Here is a 14,704-nt window from a genome sequence, read left to right as displayed (position 1 = left end):
AAGGGAAGAAGAACAAAAAACAAGTTAAATGTACAAAAAACTAATTTTTTTAATTGTCTAAAAATAAACTAGATGGTAAAATGTAGAAGTTATTTGTTGCTATTTAACTATGTTTATTTGAATCAATTGAATGCTTATCTTTGTATTTACTACAAACCAATTATGTTGTTAGGTAGATCTTTTTTACCATATAGTTAGAAAAGCATTTTAAGAGGGGGATGGGATTTTGAAAAAATATTTTAGGGGAATCGTTATTATTTTAACAATTTTTTTGCTAACTCTAACAAGTTCAATTGTGGGTAATGCTGCTGGAGTAAGTAGTGTAAAAACAATAACTGATCAAGAGGCTTTATTCTTTAGTGACTTGGCATATGTAAATTTTAGGGATAATCAAATTAATAAAACAATATGGGATATAAAAAATGATACAAACGTTAAAGAGAGAGTATCGAAAAACGTAGAAAATGCTCTAGGTAAAGGAAAGAAAAGAGATAATTTTTACAAATCCATTAAGGATTGGAAATTGATACTATATTCAAATGATAATGCTGGCTTTACAGGATTTGGTTCCGCTGTATTCGAAAATATAAGCAAAAATCAAGTTATTGTTGCATATAGGGGAACAGATAAAAATTGGCAAGATATTTTTAAAGAGGATAAATTAATGATTTCTAAAAAAGATGCATTTCAAACAGAGTCTCCTCAAAGACGGTTTGCAGAAAGGGTTGCAGCTATTGTCTTTGTCAATCGACCGAAAAGTAATGTATACTTCGTGGGACATTCTCTAGGTGGTACATTAGCACAAACTGTTGCTTTTGAGGCTACGCAAAAAACATTAGATGATAATATTAAATTACCTATATTAAAAGACATGAAATGGTCAAAAGCACAAATAGAAAGTACTCTAAAACTAAAGAAGAAATTAAAAAGTTTAGAGAAACAATATCCTAATCAAGTCAAGGGTTTAATCACATTTAATGCACCGGGAATATTTAAAACAAAGAGTTCATTTATTAAATATTCATCAAAATATAAATTTGCTAAACACTATATAGTTAATAAAGATCCAGTAGGTGAACTATGGTATTCCCTAGGATATGGTGATGAGGGTAAAATAAAATTTAAAAGAATTGAGCCATATGTGACACCAGTTACTGGTAGTCCTTTAAGTCTTATAAATTTAACTTCTCACCCTGCTGCACAATTCTACAAATATAAAAGGATTTATAAATAATTACCAGCAAAATTGCTGGTTTTTTTTCTTGCTATTAAAGGAATAAAATTATATACAATACGTTCCTACATTTAATTACCATCCGTATAGAAAAGTTGTCATGGTACAATTATCTTGAGGTGGTATGTATGTTTGTTTCTCCTATGTTATTACACAAAACTGATCATCCATTTGACGATGATAACTATATAACCGAATTAAAATTAGATGGTTTTCGTACTATATGGACTAAGTTTGAAAATAAAGTAAAAATTTATACAAGACACAAGAATGAAATTACATCTAAGTTTCCTGAGTTAGTTAATCTTCCTATACCTGACGGAACAGTTTTAGATGGGGAGATTATAGTAACAGATGTTCAAGGTAAACCCGACTTCGAAGCAGTAATGGAAAGGTTTATGTCAAAGAGGTCAGAACACCAAATATCCTTTAGTGTTTTTGATGTGGTTTATTATAATGGGAAGAAGATTACTAACTTACCACTGCTTGAACGTAAAGTGATCTTAGAGGAACTTATACCTTCAGACACTCCATTATTAAATAAAGTACAGTGGTTAGAAGGTAATGCAGAACAATATTTTGATTTAATTCAGCAGCATGGATTAGAAGGAATTGTCCAGAAAAAAGCTGATTCAAAGTATCAAATTAATAAACGTTACCATGATTAGTTAAAGGTTATTAATTATCAATACGAAGATGTTTATATAGCTGGTTTACGTAAAGATGATTTTGGGCTACTTCTTAGCTTTGAAGATGGCAAATATGCTGGATTAATGGAGTTCATGCCTCCGCAAAATCGTAAAGAGTTCTATATGCAATATAAAGATTTTATAATTGAAGAGAATGATAAGTTTATATATCTTGATCCTAAATTGAAGGCAAGGGTAAAGTATCGTAACCTTACGAAAAAGGGACTACTTAGAATCCCTTCGTTCATGGGTTGGGCTAATTAAGTTAAGAGTGGCAAAAGGCTACTCTTTTTTTATTTGAAAAATTTGTCGATATATTCCAAATAGTCAATCTACACTATTGTGGTAAAATTTACCTAGACAAGTTATTGGGGGGATATTATGAAAAAGTTAACTTTATTTTTACTTTTGGTATTTATATTAGTGGGATGTTCATCGGTAAATAAAGATGTCGATGAATTAATTGGTAAAGGGAAATTATCAGAAGCAGCTAATTTAATTGATGAGAATGACCTATTAAATAAGAAAAATGAGGATGCAAAATATAATTATAAAAGTTTAATAAAATATCTGGAATTAAAAAAATTGTATGATCAAAAAGAGTATCAAAAGGTATTAAGTCAATATACATCTAAACCAATCAAAGATGATTTTATAAAGAAGGAAGTATATACATTAGTTAAGGGTTCATTTGACGATCTAATTTCAAAAAAATATTTCCATTCTGTTGAAAGATACTACGATAAATTAGATAAAGATACAAAAGAAAATTTTAAAGATGTTTATTTATCATTAATGAAAAATAAACAAGAAAATGAATCAGCCCAAGTAGCAACATCATTGAGTCCTTTTGAACAATATTTAAAATATATGGAAGAAGGGAATTACGCAAAATTAACTCAAGAATCCACAACAGATATAACTAATGTTGGTGAAAACTTTTTTAATTTAGGGACTGCATATGATAACTTTTATAATAATAATGACCTTGAATATATTAAGGGGCAAGAATCATTACCTGAAACCTTTTTAAATAGTATTACAAACCCTCTTCCTGAATTAAAAAGTTACATAAGTAAATTAAGAAAAGAAATTGAAACAAGAAAAAAAGGTTCTACTGGGAAAACTGGTGTTTCAATCGGTATGACTAAAGATATGGTATTGAAATCTTCCTGGGGAGAACCACAGAAAATTAATAAGACAACGACATCTTATGGGACAAAAGAACAATGGGTATATGGAAATGGGAATTATTTTTATTTTGAAAATGGAATACTTACAACAATACAAAATTAAAATATAGAGGAAAAATATGAATTTGGATGGAGTTATGTATATGACAAGAATATTTGTTATCCTGCTGATATTTACATTGACAGCATGTAGTTCCTCCAACTCAGAACCCACAGAAAAGGTAAATCAAGAATTAAAAAAAGAAACGGATTCTAGAAAGATTACAGAAGAAGAACAAAAATTTATTAATTTAGTATTAAAGGATGATTATGAAACATTATTGAAAGAAACAGAAGGAAAAACAAATCAAGTCCAACAGGATTATCATTCTTTAGCAATTGCATTTGACAAGGAGAATAAACTTGAAGAAAAGGTAAAGGGAACTGAAAGTGAATTAATTGCTTCAGCTATATATAAAAAACAATACGAGGATATAAAAAACAATTTAGAAAATGTACACTATGTACCTAAAAAAATAAAAGATAAAGTAGATGATCTTCATACTTTGGCAAAAGAAAAATTTAATTATTATTCAGTAACTTATGAAGAAGAACAGGCTAAAAGCAGCTGGAAATATGCTACCGAAAACCCTAAACCTGTAAACATAGGTATGACTCAAGAAGAAGTGTTAACAAAAGGGTGGGGTAGACCAATAGATATTAATACAACAACTACTATAAATGGAAAGTCTGAACAGTGGGTATATCCGAATAATCATTATTTGTATTTTGAGGATGGGATATTAACATCAATACAAAAGTGAATATTGTGAATGGCAAAAATGTCACCCTTTTTTCATAATTATTTCCATTCTATTATCTTCCGATAGTATATGCTTAACGTGTGTTGAAAATTGGGAGGTGCTTTGTGGCAAGTAAGTTTATTACCCTAGACAGGGCAAGGAAAGAAATAATTAGACTACAAAAGTATGTCAACTTAGTTGAAGCCTATAAACCAATTAACTTAGAACAGGAAATCATCTTAGAATATGCCAAAACAAGTAGTATTCCTGAAGTTTCAAAAAATTTAAATGTTAGTTATGAAAAAGTGGTGGAAGTTATTAGCAGTAAGGGCAAGGATGAACTTCACAAAACGATGAGATCATGGTATATGTACAAAACTAAAAATCAACGGAAATAAAGTTAATAATATTGCATGGAGAGTGTCCGAAATGGTCACTCTTTTTGTTTTTACATCTAATTATTTAGTATTAACTGAAAATTTTGACATTCTTATTTTTATTTGAGTATAATGATTCGGGCTAGGAGGTGCAAGCATAGGTGTGACTAATGATAAAAAAGTAATGCTTGATGTACGTGACGTTATGGCAATCACGGGATTAGGAAGAAACAATGCATATGAATTAATGAAAAGTGGAGAATTTCACGTTAAGACAATTGGTAAGAAATACTTAGTTCATGAAGAAGTATTCCAAAATTGGTTAAAAGGCAATTCAAAGACCAAAAAAAGATGGTGATATTATGAAAGGAAGGAAGAACCTTGTCACAGAAGATACCGTAATCAATGTAGATGAATCAGTCCTAAAAATCAAAGCAGAAGAATTGTTGTGTGAATTGTTTGTGGATTATGTAAATGAAAAATATGGATATAACGTATTAGAAATAAAGGAAGGTTGAGGCGAAGTGAATGAAAACAAAATCAACAACTAAAGTCAAAATTAGAAAAGAGATATTTTTAGGTGAGTTTAAAGTTGAAGATTATCTTCAAAAACAAGTTGAATTACTGTTGGAAAAGTACAAGAAGGATGGATTTAAGGAAGATTAGAAGTGGGAAAAATGAAGCAACTTGTCTTCAACAATAGAGATAATGAAGTAACTGAAAATGAAAAAGAAGTAATTCTTACAGACAAATCAAATCAACCGTTTAAAGTTAACTTTAGTTTTAGTAAGAATCCTGACAAAAATAAAATAGCTAAAGAAAGTCTTACCATTTTCTTTACAGAGGTATTCGGGGGGCTTTTAAATGAAAAATAGAAAAACAATTAAATATAAAGAAAGACCTCTATGTACAGTTACCCTCTTAAATGAACCAAACTTTGAACTCATGGCTAAAGCGTTTCAAAATTTATACTATCAGAATCAGAATAATAAATTTTTGGGAAATGGTAACAACAATGGCCAAAGATAAGATCATATATTCAAAAATTACTGGTAAAAGAATGCCTCCATACACTGTAAGTTTTTCTAAAGAGCCAAATATAGACCGCATGGCACAAGCAATAATTGATTTGTATTACCAAACAAGAGAATATAAGAAGGATTTAGATGAAAAAGAACGATGAAAAGAAAATATACAATTAAAGGATTGGGAACTGTTACTTCTGTAGGGAAATTGGATGTTGAAAAACTCATCAAGAGGCTGTTGAAGAGTAAATACATTACTGGTTAAAAATAAGATTCTAAAAAAACAAATGAAGAATATATTAGTAGGATGTACACAATATTAGCTATTGTAAAAACCCATTTTGTAAACTATAATAAACGTAAATAATTTCATACTAAAAGTGAGCTAAAAAACTCGGTATATCAACATTTCAAACTCTAACTTAGAAGACGTTCAACAAGTGTATCACAATGTTGACTTAGGTGAATAAACATTAAAGCAGACCTGTACATTATCAAGATCTAAAGGTCAAATAAAATAAAAAGATGTCACAAATTCGTCCTATAAATTTGTGACATCTTTTTTTGTTTTTTTATTTAATTGTCTTAAAAATTATGACGATTGTCCAGACCACTCTTGTCCTATGACAATATAATAAAATGTACTTATCAGATAATTAAGAATAAAACTGGTAAAGCTATATCCTTCAGTAAAAAACTTCAAAGATAGGATGAAAAAGCTTATGCGAACTATTGTATTTATTGAAACGAATAAATCTGGATCTAGCAGAGAAGCCATAAAAGCGGCGGAGCGACTCGGCTATTTTACGGTGTTATTCACCAATAGACAAAAGTACATTCAGCAAAGAACAGAATTTCCCGAAGTCCATCAAATGATTTTAGTGGAATTATCCAATAAGGTTGAATTAAAAAAGAACCTTAATGAACTACAGAAACAAGGTAAACAAATAAAAGGCATTTTTAGTTTTGTACATTCTTACGTTCACCTAGCAGCAGTATTAGCAGAAGAATTTTGTAAAAGTGTTGTCTCTACAGACTCCATTTTAAAAATGGAAAATAAAGTTTTAACTCGTGAGCTTCTCAAAGGCCACCCAAATTCTCCCTATTATGCTCTTTATACACCAGATTACCCCTTAGAGTTATTTATAAGTCAGGCAACGGACTATTTACCTCTTATTCTAAAGTCTCCCGCATCTGCCGGATCAAAAGATGTTCTCCTAGCTAATAACCAGAGCCAGCTGAAGGTGGCCATACAAGAATTACGAAAGAAAAATGAACAGATTTTACTAGAAGAGTATCTAACAGGCCCTCAATATTTAATTGAAGTTTTAGTACACAATGGAAGAGTTCATATCGTCGCGGTCATCGAACAGGAGATTACTTTTTCAAAACGATTTATCGTAACAGGATATTGTTTACTACCATATATCAATCAAAGAATGTATAAGAGTATTCATGAAACAGTAAGTTCCATTTTAAGGGCGTTTGAAATGAAAAATGGTGCCTGTCACCTTGAAATGCGCTTAGTAAATGGTATATGGAAATTAATAGAAATAAATCCGAGGATCTCAGGTGGAGCGATGAATCGTATCATTGAAGTAGGATATGGAATTAATCTAGTAGAGGAAACCATTCAATTAATGTTAGGAAATGAGCCACGCCTTACTAGAAAACACAGTAAGTATGTATACGCTCATTATTTAACAGTGGACTCTAGAGGAAAATTAAATAGGGTAACGGGGAAAGAACTCGCCACTGAATTTCCCGGTGTAGAAGAGGTGTATATAAAACCCCGACAAGGACAGATCGTGCGTCCGCCTATATCAATGGGAGATCGTTGCGGATACGTCTTGACATCTTCAAATGTAAAAATTGAGGCGAAAAGAATGGCCATACGGGCAGCAAGCCAGGTGCATTTCTACATCGACCCAATATAAAATTTCCAAGTGGCAATTTTATAATTGAACAAAAATTCTTAGCTAAAGAAGAAGTGGAGAGGTGGTAGAGAAGTGAAATGACGCTAATTGGCATGCTTCATCATCGGAGAGATCCAATTAAAGTAAAGAAAGCATATGCTTATGCTGCTGTAGCAAAAGCAGAGGGTGTAAACTTTTTTTACTTTACCCTAGGGAAGGTGAATATCAAACAGCAAAAAATCTTAGGAAAAGCCTATGAAAATGGACGATGGATTGAAAAGGAATTTCCTTTCCCTGATGTTATTTATAATGCAAGTTATCTTCCAAGTGAGAAAACTAATCATATCTTTGATTATTTGTATGATAGGATTCCGTTTACAAGTCATTCAATTGGGGACAAATTATCGGTTTATAACAGAATTAAAAGGGCAAATACTTTTAAGCATTACCTTATTCCTTTTTATGAATTAACTAACGTTCAAATTTTTTTTGACATGATCAAACGTTATCCAAAGGTGATTATCAAACCGTTATCTGGCCATCAAGGTGGAGGCATTGTTTTTATTGAAAAAGATGGAGCCAATCATTACAAAATGAATGATGCGGGATTAGAATCATCTATTAGTGAAAAACAATTGTTAGACTGGTTAACCGATAAAGTACAAGAACAAGAGTACGTAGTTCAACAGTTTATTACAAGTCAGACAAAATCTGGTCATGTTTTTGATTTCCGGTTGCATGTACAAAAAAATGGATTAGGAAAATGGGTGATTACTTCTATATACCCTAGAATTGGCCGTTTAGGGACCATAACTTCTAATATGGGGAGTGGTGGTTATAGTACTTACCTGGATATTTTTTTAAAACAAGAATTTGGTGATTCTTGGTATGATATTAAAAGGTATCTTGAACAGTTTGCGATCAGTTTTTCAAATCATTTTGATAGTTTATATGACAATGAATTAGATGAATTAGGAATTGACGTAGGAATGGATGCAAACCAAAAACTATGGCTTTTTGAAGTAAATTGGAGACCAGGTCCGCCTAATATCTATAGTCTTGAATTAGATGTAGCCAAAAATACAATTTTGTATGCAAAATACCTAGCCGATACAAATAAACATTAAACTGGAAATACCATTTAACATCATTAAAATTTAACATCACTAAAAAAAGCAGCTTGCCGCTAATGAACTGCACCTGAACAATTGGGTTGACGTTCATTAAGGTAAGCTGCCTTTATTTTAGCTTCTTAAATACTCGATGACATCATCGAAATCTGAGTCATTCCCGCCCGTTTTGAAATAAACAATGTCATTTGGGCGTAAAAATGAATCAAAAAACCTCTTCATTTCATCTGGTTCTGAAAAATGATAAACATTATGCGGATTTACTCCTGCCTCGATAGCTGGCTTTTGAAAATCCTTTGCAATAAACCCTTTGGTGATGAGAATATCGACTCCCGAAGAAGCGATTAAATGTCCTGCCTTTTCGTATTCCTCATCTGCATATTTTCCCAGTGCTGCCATTCTTCCCAGAACAGCAATTTTTCTTTGGGATGGCAATGCTATTCTGCTTAATGTTTCTAAGCCTTTCCTCAAGGAAGCGGGATTTGACTTCCAGGTATCATCCACCAACGTAATTTGATTTCGTCCTTCCATTACTTGAAAATGGGATCTCATGTGTGGATAAGAAGATAATCTATTTAAAGAATACTGAATATCGACTCCTAACATAGCAGCGGCTGCTACTGCAGCAACTGAATTATATACACTATGCTCACCAAGACCCGGAATATATCCTCTGTATTCACTTTGCATATATTCCATCCAAAAATTCATACCGGAAGAAGTATATTGATATCTCTTAATCCTAAAAATAGCATTCTTGTTTTTTCCGAATGTAATAATCTCTCCTTTAAACTTGGATGTATCGATCGAGGAGAGATAGGGGTCGTCCGAGTTTAGGATGAGAATTCCTTCATTGTTCATCCCTTGCATGATTTTTGCCTTTTCTGCTAGATAACGATCAAATGATCGAATTTTATCCGTATGATCCACATCTATCATTGTCAATATCCCAATTGTCGGGTAAAAATACTTACAGGACTCCGTCATATCCCCTTTTTTAGATACAGCTGTTTCAAACACTGCCACATCCGTATCTTCTTCAATTCCCAATAAATAAGAAAGGTTGTAATAATCGGCATTTTTGCTGGATATGGTTGCCTGGACATTGTGTGTATCCTCTAATATGTGTTTTAGCATTTCCTTCGTAGTAGACTTTCCACATGTACCTGTAATGGCAACCACAGGAATGTTAAACAGGTGCCTGTAATACGAGGTGAATTTAAAGAAACTATCTTTGAGATTTTTAACCATAATGATTTGCATAGGATGTAAACTTTCCATGTTTGAAAATGATGTATCTGTAACGATGAATACATTTTTGTATTTCTTTATCCTTTCAACAGGCACCTCACTATTGTTAAAACGAAAATATAATGTATGACTGCTAATTTCAGATCTGTCATCAGTGACCGTCTCAATCCGTATCCCTTTTTGCTTTTCATGAGGCTGAATGTTCATTGCAGTTAAAATGTTCTCCAATAATAATGTCTTCAAAATGTCCCTCCTGAAGTTCCTTTTTTGAAAATAAGCATCTGCACCTTAATACTGTCCTATAAGATAGAAGTGATTGAAAATTCAAAGGCTTATATATCATATGACATGTCCCCTAATGCAGGTGTGTGATAACAACACAGGCAATTAGCGGAAATTCACTCATTGTTTGTCCTAAACTATCCGTGACCTCCCAAAAATGAAGTCGAAGGGAACTATTAGAGATAAATCTAGCCGATAAAGTCGTTTGTTCGCTTTATTCCTTTAAAGTATGATATTATTCATAATATTACCAACCGAGGAAGGATGAATAAGATGTCATTGGAAAGTGTAAAGGCCCATTTTAAACAATGGGATCGTGAAAATGATGTAATGGAATTTGAAACCTCCAGCGCAACCGTAGAGCAAGCCGCTGAGACAATTGGAGTGGCTCCAGCTCGGATTGCTAAAACCTTATCATTTAGGGGAAGTGAGGATAAGGCTATTTTAATTGTTGCGGCAGGGGATGCAAAAATCGATAATAAGAAGTTCCGGCAGCAATTCGGTTTCAAAGCACGAATGCTCTCCCCGGATGAAGTACTCGAACAAACAGGACATGCCATTGGCGGTGTATGTCCGTTTGGGTTGAATAATGAACTTGATGTGTACTTGGATGTCTCTATGCAGCGCTTCGAAACACTCTACCCAGCTTGTGGAAGTACCAATTCTGCGATTGAATTAACAAAAGATGAGTTATTAACCTATTCTTTTGCAAAAGACTGGGTTGATGTATGTAAAGGTTGGGAAGAAGAGGATGTGCCATCACAAGAAAGTCAACAAATCGAGGTTTAGATTAAAGGTTCATTCTAGATGCCAGTTATGCGGAAGAATTCGTCAACAGTAACTATAGAAGACCTATGATGCCCGTTGAGCAAAAAAAACAAGACCGACGGTAACCATACAAGTCCTATGATGCCCGTTGAGCCAAAAAAATCAGACCCAAGGTAACCATACAAGTCCTATGATGCCCGTTGAGCCAAAAAAATCAGACCAACGGTAACCATACAAGTTCTATGATGCCCGTTAAGCCAAAAAAAATCAGACCAACGGTAACCATACAAGTCCTCTAATGCCTGTTGATCCAAAAATATCATCCCATGGGAATCAGTGTAAGGTCTAATAGCTTATCAATAAGAAAATCAAAAAAAGACCGAGCACTTTGCTCGGTCTTCCTTAATAAATAAACCAATTAAAAAACACTTTCCCCATTATCATAATTAAATAGCCATTCAATTCCAAACTTATCTTTTAGGGAACCATAGCATTTGCTCCAGAAGGTTTCTTGAAGCTCCATGACTACCGTACCGCCTTCTTTCAGTTGGTTAAAATAAGTGTTAATCTTATCCAAGTCCTTATTAACAATTGCTAGACTTATGTTATTACCTGCTACAAACGGCATACCAGGGAAAACATCAGAAAACATTACGTTGCTTCCATCAATATTAAGCCTTGTATGCATGACCAATCCTTTTGCTTCATCTGGAAGGGCATAGTCTGGGTGCTGCGGCGCTTCCCCAAACGTCATAATTTGCGGTTTTTCTAAGTCAAACACCTCCGCGTAAAATTCTGCTGCCTCACGACAGTTCCCATTAAAATTAAGATAAACATCAACAGACATGTTTGATAACCCCTTTTGTGTAAAATTTAAACATCGGTAATTGTACCATTTATTGGACAAATTTAAAATTTTCCCCTATACCAAATTCCGTACCTGCCCCTGATAAATAATTTAGTCTCCGAGCGAATATAATTTACTATCTCCGATTTTGAATTTACAGAAAGAGGGTAAAGACTGATGAAATTCAAAATACACCGTTGTAATTGCCGGAAACTATGGTCTGTTCAAACGCGAAAAACAAAGTTTACCGCATTTTCCCTTCTTCTCGATGGAAGTTGGGGCACAGAATTAAAACCCAATCGGAAATATAACCCCAAAGGATTTGTGACTACAAACGCTAAACAAGATCTAACTGTTAATCCAACAGTTAAAGATGTAGAGAAATTTGAAAAAGTGGCAAAACTGATTTATGACAAAAAGAATGTTAAATTTAACGTGCACCAAGGCGAATCTTTATTCTTCGCCGAAGATGGCACATGTTATTTACTAAAAAAATTGTAACTAACTACAAAACTATCAATAATTAAAATGCTTCTGAACAAATTCTCCAATTTCATCAACCGCCTGTTGACCTTCTGGAATGGCGAACGTTTGAAAAACATGCCACATGTCATCCCATACTTTAAAGGTTACTTCCACACCTGCTTCACGTGCACGATCGACTAATCGGGCTGAATCACTTAAAAGGATTTCATCGTTACCTACATGAACCAACATCGAAGGAAGGCCAGACAAATCCGCATAAATGGGGGATACAAGTGGATGACTGAGATCCAAATCCCTTGTATATAATGTTGGTATCGCTCGGGTTGCATCTGGTGATAACCATGGATCAACGTCGGCTCTAGTTTCCATTGATTCACCGGTACCTTCCAAATCTGTCCACGGAGACAATAGTACTGCCAAAGCTGGCAAGGCTTCATCCTCACCTTTTAATGAAAGGAGGGTAGCAAGCGTTAGACCGCCGCCAGCCGAATCGCCGCCGATAATAATGTTATCAGGAGCTATACCGGAGGAAATCAACCAGCGATATACTTTGACAGCATCCTCAATCGCAGCTGGAAAGGGGTTTTCTGGTGCAAGTCGATATTCAGGAACTAAAACCCGTGCCGCTGTTGACTGTGATAGTTTCGAAGCCAGGTAACGATGAGTGTTGCAGCTTCCCATTATGTATGCTCCACCATGAAGATAAAGAAACACTCGATCCTCGACAGCATTAGGTGCGATGACCCATTCTGCCGGGATGTCCTCAATCTTTGTTTTCTCAACAATGATATCCGGTGCCACAGGAGTTAAGGAGGAAAATGATTCTAGTCCCTGCCTAGCAATTTCAATGTCCGTTCCTGCTGTTTGGCTTGCTTTTGCCGTCATTAAATATTGCCTTACTAGTAAACTTTCTTGACTGGCCATGACGAATTTCCCCTTTCAATCTAAAGTGTAAGCGTGTACATATAGGTATTTCTCTATAATTCTTTAAATCCCTCCATAATTTTACAACATTTTTATGAACGAAAACCCCTGCACCAAAAAATGCAGGGGCCTTAGAACGTTATCGAGGCGTGATTGGCTTTACAGTAATAGCAGGGGAGCTAGTCGAAATAATACATCCTTCTAAATGGTCGGGATTTAATAATCCTAAATCGACAGCAGCTTTGATTTTTACATCGTCTGGTTTTTTCACTACCTGGATGAGCTCATTCATCTGTAATTCTTCTAATCTTTTAATGGTTTCAGCTTCATCATATTTTTCAGTTTTGCGAATTTGCCTTTGGAGTTTATAGCCACTAATGGTAATTTCACCTTTGTGATCAGTACCGACTAGATTATTAAAGTAATTTTGAAAAGCATCCTTTAATGCATTCATTTCCATCTCTATTTCTTTTTTCTGCTTATTTAACTCGTAATACTTCACCAACATTTCACCCGTTATCAAATTCCCCATTTGTGCCCTCCTCTTGTTGCGAACATATATTCCTATTTTATGATTTACCTCTCCAAAAAAGAACCTGAAAAAGTGGATGAAGCAAAAAACATTTGCTTTCTTGATTAGTTAATGGCAAGCTATATAAAGAGTAAAAACTTCATTGGAAAGAATTAAATAGGTGATTAACATGATTGAGATTAAGACATCCAAGCTTAGTGATGGAGAATTAAATAGAGGAGTATTTGCGACTCGGGATATTGCAAAAGGGGAGCTAATTCATGAAGCACCAGTTATTCCTTATCCAAATGAGGAGCATGTTCATATTGAAAAAACGCTGCTTGCTGATTATGCGTTTGAATATGGAATCAACCACACCGCACTTCTCTTAGGGTATGGAATGCTATTTAACCATTCGTATGAGCCGAATGCTACATATGAAATTAATTTTCCAAACCACACGTTCGATTTTTACGCATACAAAGATATCAAAGCAGGGGAAGAAATCCTGATCAACTATAATGGGGAAGAGGACAATAATGACCCGCTATGGTTCAATAAAGAAGAAGCAGAAAATGAAGAAAAGGATAGATTATAGCAGCGTGCTGCTTAATCTGTCCTTTTTCTTTGCTAAAAATGTCTATCAGTAAAAATAAACCTCAGTATTAATACTGGTATAATCGTAGGACATTTGAAATAAGATGTCTTTGGGCATGTTTATTTTTACCTATGTGATTGCCAGAATGCCGCAATTATTACCAAGAAGGCAATCCCCTAGGAAACAAAAAAGGGGTGAAAGCTTGAAAAGGATTATCGGTTTGGGTTTATTCATTTTAATGATTGGTTTATTGAGTGCTTGTAGTGATAATGATTCCTCAAAAGAACCCGCCAGCAAACCTGCTAGTGAACCAGCTAGTGAACCTGCAACAGCATCTGCAGGAGATGATATTTTTCAAAAAAGCTGTATCACATGCCATAGTTCCGGCGACATTACAGGTGGTCAAGTTAAACTAGATTCAGCCAAAATCCATGCCGATTTTCAAAAGAAAGAAGAGCTGTTAGGCTTTGTCCAAAAAAATATGCCTAAGTCTGCACCAGGTTCTTTATCAAAGGAACAATATGATGCTGTGGTAAATTATCTATGGGATCAAAAGCAATAGTGCCTAAATCGTAAATAATCGTGATAGTCCGGGGCTCTTCCGGGCTATTTTGTTTTAATTCGCCTTTATCAGACGCTTCCTGGTCACTAAAATTTCAATTATTCGAAATATCTGTTATTATTAGGTAGT

20 protein-coding genes and 1 pseudogene are annotated in these 14,704 nt (G+C 34.1%); 17 read left to right on the top strand and 4 right to left on the bottom strand.

Annotated features, from left to right (window positions below):
* Window positions 1–226: 226 nt before the first annotated feature.
* From QNH17_RS16215 to QNH17_RS16155, 13 genes and pseudogenes are all read left to right on the top strand, one after another.
* Window positions 227–1,234: an Mbeg1-like protein gene (locus QNH17_RS16215; RefSeq protein WP_283873537.1), complete on the top strand. Its 1,008-nt coding sequence runs from the start codon at window positions 227–229 to the stop codon at window positions 1,232–1,234.
* A 128-nt stretch (window positions 1,235–1,362) separates the two neighbouring features.
* Window positions 1,363–2,187: pseudogene (locus tag QNH17_RS16210) on the top strand (ATP-dependent DNA ligase).
* Between the two features lie 117 nt (window positions 2,188–2,304).
* The gene (locus tag QNH17_RS16205) at window positions 2,305–3,219 is read left to right on the top strand and encodes a hypothetical protein (protein ID WP_283873535.1); all 915 of its coding nucleotides are present in this window, start codon (window positions 2,305–2,307) and stop codon (window positions 3,217–3,219) included.
* Window positions 3,220–3,259: 40 nt separating this feature from the next.
* Window positions 3,260–3,919 carry a hypothetical protein gene (locus tag QNH17_RS16200; RefSeq protein WP_283873534.1) on the top strand — a complete coding sequence of 220 codons (660 nt, stop codon included), beginning with the start codon at window positions 3,260–3,262 and terminating at the stop codon, window positions 3,917–3,919.
* A 104-nt stretch (window positions 3,920–4,023) separates the two neighbouring features.
* Window positions 4,024–4,296: a hypothetical protein gene (locus QNH17_RS16195; RefSeq protein ID WP_283873532.1), complete on the top strand. Its 273-nt coding sequence runs from the start codon at window positions 4,024–4,026 to the stop codon at window positions 4,294–4,296.
* 142 nt (window positions 4,297–4,438) lie between these two features.
* On the top strand, window positions 4,439–4,633 hold the full coding sequence (locus QNH17_RS16190) for a helix-turn-helix domain-containing protein (protein ID WP_283873531.1): 195 nt from the start codon (window positions 4,439–4,441) through the stop codon (window positions 4,631–4,633).
* Window positions 4,634–4,637: 4 nt separating this feature from the next.
* Entirely contained in the window at window positions 4,638–4,793 is a 156-nt protein-coding gene (locus QNH17_RS16185) for a hypothetical protein (protein WP_283873530.1), read from the top strand.
* Between the two features lie 10 nt (window positions 4,794–4,803).
* Window positions 4,804–4,941 (top strand): hypothetical protein, encoded by a 138-nt coding sequence (locus QNH17_RS16180; RefSeq protein ID WP_283873528.1) that lies wholly within the window; start codon window positions 4,804–4,806, stop codon window positions 4,939–4,941.
* Between the two features lie 2 nt (window positions 4,942–4,943).
* Window positions 4,944–5,150: a hypothetical protein gene (locus QNH17_RS16175; protein ID WP_283873527.1), complete on the top strand. Its 207-nt coding sequence runs from the start codon at window positions 4,944–4,946 to the stop codon at window positions 5,148–5,150.
* Complete coding sequence (locus QNH17_RS16170) at window positions 5,140–5,304, top strand: hypothetical protein (RefSeq protein ID WP_283873526.1); 165 nt, start codon at window positions 5,140–5,142, stop codon at window positions 5,302–5,304. Before QNH17_RS16175 ends, QNH17_RS16170 begins: the two co-directional genes overlap by 11 nt.
* A complete protein-coding gene (locus tag QNH17_RS16165; RefSeq protein ID WP_283873525.1) occupies window positions 5,291–5,458 on the top strand; it encodes a hypothetical protein in 168 nt (55 codons plus the stop codon). The genes QNH17_RS16170 and QNH17_RS16165 overlap by 14 nt, the downstream gene beginning before the upstream one ends.
* Before the next feature lie 564 nt (window positions 5,459–6,022).
* Window positions 6,023–7,237 (top strand): ATP-grasp domain-containing protein, encoded by a 1,215-nt coding sequence (locus QNH17_RS16160; RefSeq protein ID WP_283873524.1) that lies wholly within the window; start codon window positions 6,023–6,025, stop codon window positions 7,235–7,237.
* A gap of 77 nt (window positions 7,238–7,314) precedes the next feature.
* The gene (locus QNH17_RS16155; RefSeq protein ID WP_283873522.1) at window positions 7,315–8,343 is read left to right on the top strand and encodes a YheC/YheD family endospore coat-associated protein; all 1,029 of its coding nucleotides are present in this window, start codon (window positions 7,315–7,317) and stop codon (window positions 8,341–8,343) included.
* A 117-nt stretch (window positions 8,344–8,460) separates the two neighbouring features.
* On the opposite strand, the gene QNH17_RS16150 is transcribed toward QNH17_RS16155, so the two are convergent.
* On the bottom strand, window positions 8,461–9,840 hold the full coding sequence (locus QNH17_RS16150; protein WP_283873521.1) for a Mur ligase family protein: 1,380 nt from the start codon (window positions 9,838–9,840) through the stop codon (window positions 8,461–8,463).
* A 312-nt stretch (window positions 9,841–10,152) separates the two neighbouring features.
* On the opposite strand from QNH17_RS16150, the gene QNH17_RS16145 reads away from it, so the two are divergent.
* Window positions 10,153–10,668 (top strand): YbaK/EbsC family protein, encoded by a 516-nt coding sequence (locus tag QNH17_RS16145; protein WP_283873520.1) that lies wholly within the window; start codon window positions 10,153–10,155, stop codon window positions 10,666–10,668.
* Window positions 10,669–11,065: 397 nt separating this feature from the next.
* Here QNH17_RS16145 and QNH17_RS16140 read toward each other — a convergent pair whose 3' ends face one another.
* Window positions 11,066–11,494, bottom strand: coding sequence for a VOC family protein (locus QNH17_RS16140; RefSeq protein WP_283873518.1), 429 nt, complete (start codon window positions 11,492–11,494; stop codon window positions 11,066–11,068).
* 177 nt (window positions 11,495–11,671) lie between these two features.
* Between QNH17_RS16140 and QNH17_RS16135 the strand changes: the two genes are divergently transcribed.
* A complete protein-coding gene (locus tag QNH17_RS16135; RefSeq protein ID WP_283873517.1) occupies window positions 11,672–11,995 on the top strand; it encodes a hypothetical protein in 324 nt (107 codons plus the stop codon).
* Window positions 11,996–12,010: 15 nt separating this feature from the next.
* Here the strand turns inward: QNH17_RS16135 and QNH17_RS16130 are convergent, their stop codons facing one another.
* A complete protein-coding gene (locus QNH17_RS16130; RefSeq protein ID WP_283873515.1) occupies window positions 12,011–12,904 on the bottom strand; it encodes an alpha/beta hydrolase in 894 nt (297 codons plus the stop codon).
* A gap of 139 nt (window positions 12,905–13,043) precedes the next feature.
* Entirely contained in the window at window positions 13,044–13,436 is a 393-nt protein-coding gene (locus QNH17_RS16125) for a hypothetical protein (RefSeq protein WP_283873514.1), read from the bottom strand.
* Window positions 13,437–13,605: 169 nt separating this feature from the next.
* On the opposite strand from QNH17_RS16125, the gene QNH17_RS16120 reads away from it, so the two are divergent.
* Both QNH17_RS16120 and QNH17_RS16115 read left to right on the top strand, forming a co-directional pair.
* Window positions 13,606–14,013, top strand: a complete 408-nt coding sequence (locus tag QNH17_RS16120) for an SET domain-containing protein (protein ID WP_283873513.1) — start codon at window positions 13,606–13,608, stop codon at window positions 14,011–14,013.
* A 202-nt stretch (window positions 14,014–14,215) separates the two neighbouring features.
* The gene (locus tag QNH17_RS16115; protein ID WP_283873511.1) at window positions 14,216–14,575 is read left to right on the top strand and encodes a c-type cytochrome; all 360 of its coding nucleotides are present in this window, start codon (window positions 14,216–14,218) and stop codon (window positions 14,573–14,575) included.
* Window positions 14,576–14,704: the final 129 nt, after the last annotated feature.

The sequence above is a fragment of the Neobacillus sp. SuZ13 genome (assembly GCF_030123365.1).
Classification (GTDB): Bacteria; Bacillota; Bacilli; order Bacillales; family Cytobacillaceae; genus Neobacillus.
This window is presented reverse-complemented; position numbering and strand designations above follow the sequence as displayed.

Excerpts from the sequence above, each read along its gene's own strand:
- QNH17_RS16170 (WP_283873526.1), top strand. The coding sequence starts at position 5,140 with ATGAAAAATAGAAAAACAATTAAATATAAAGAAAGACCTCTATGTACA.
- QNH17_RS16130 (WP_283873515.1), bottom strand. The coding sequence starts at position 12,904 with ATGGCCAGTCAAGAAAGTTTACTAGTAAGGCAATATTTAATGACGGCA.
- QNH17_RS16145 (WP_283873520.1), top strand. The coding sequence starts at position 10,153 with ATGTCATTGGAAAGTGTAAAGGCCCATTTTAAACAATGGGATCGTGAA.
- QNH17_RS16125 (WP_283873514.1), bottom strand. The coding sequence starts at position 13,436 with ATGGGGAATTTGATAACGGGTGAAATGTTGGTGAAGTATTACGAGTTA.
- QNH17_RS16165 (WP_283873525.1), top strand. The coding sequence starts at position 5,291 with ATGGCCAAAGATAAGATCATATATTCAAAAATTACTGGTAAAAGAATG.
- QNH17_RS16200 (WP_283873534.1), top strand. The coding sequence starts at position 3,260 with ATGACAAGAATATTTGTTATCCTGCTGATATTTACATTGACAGCATGT.
- QNH17_RS16155 (WP_283873522.1), top strand. The coding sequence starts at position 7,315 with ATGACGCTAATTGGCATGCTTCATCATCGGAGAGATCCAATTAAAGTA.
- QNH17_RS16185 (WP_283873530.1), top strand. The coding sequence starts at position 4,638 with ATGAAAGGAAGGAAGAACCTTGTCACAGAAGATACCGTAATCAATGTA.
- QNH17_RS16160 (WP_283873524.1), top strand. The coding sequence starts at position 6,023 with ATGCGAACTATTGTATTTATTGAAACGAATAAATCTGGATCTAGCAGA.
- QNH17_RS16180 (WP_283873528.1), top strand. The coding sequence starts at position 4,804 with ATGAAAACAAAATCAACAACTAAAGTCAAAATTAGAAAAGAGATATTT.
- QNH17_RS16120 (WP_283873513.1), top strand. The coding sequence starts at position 13,606 with ATGATTGAGATTAAGACATCCAAGCTTAGTGATGGAGAATTAAATAGA.
- QNH17_RS16135 (WP_283873517.1), top strand. The coding sequence starts at position 11,672 with ATGAAATTCAAAATACACCGTTGTAATTGCCGGAAACTATGGTCTGTT.
- QNH17_RS16140 (WP_283873518.1), bottom strand. The coding sequence starts at position 11,494 with ATGTCTGTTGATGTTTATCTTAATTTTAATGGGAACTGTCGTGAGGCA.
- QNH17_RS16205 (WP_283873535.1), top strand. The coding sequence starts at position 2,305 with ATGAAAAAGTTAACTTTATTTTTACTTTTGGTATTTATATTAGTGGGA.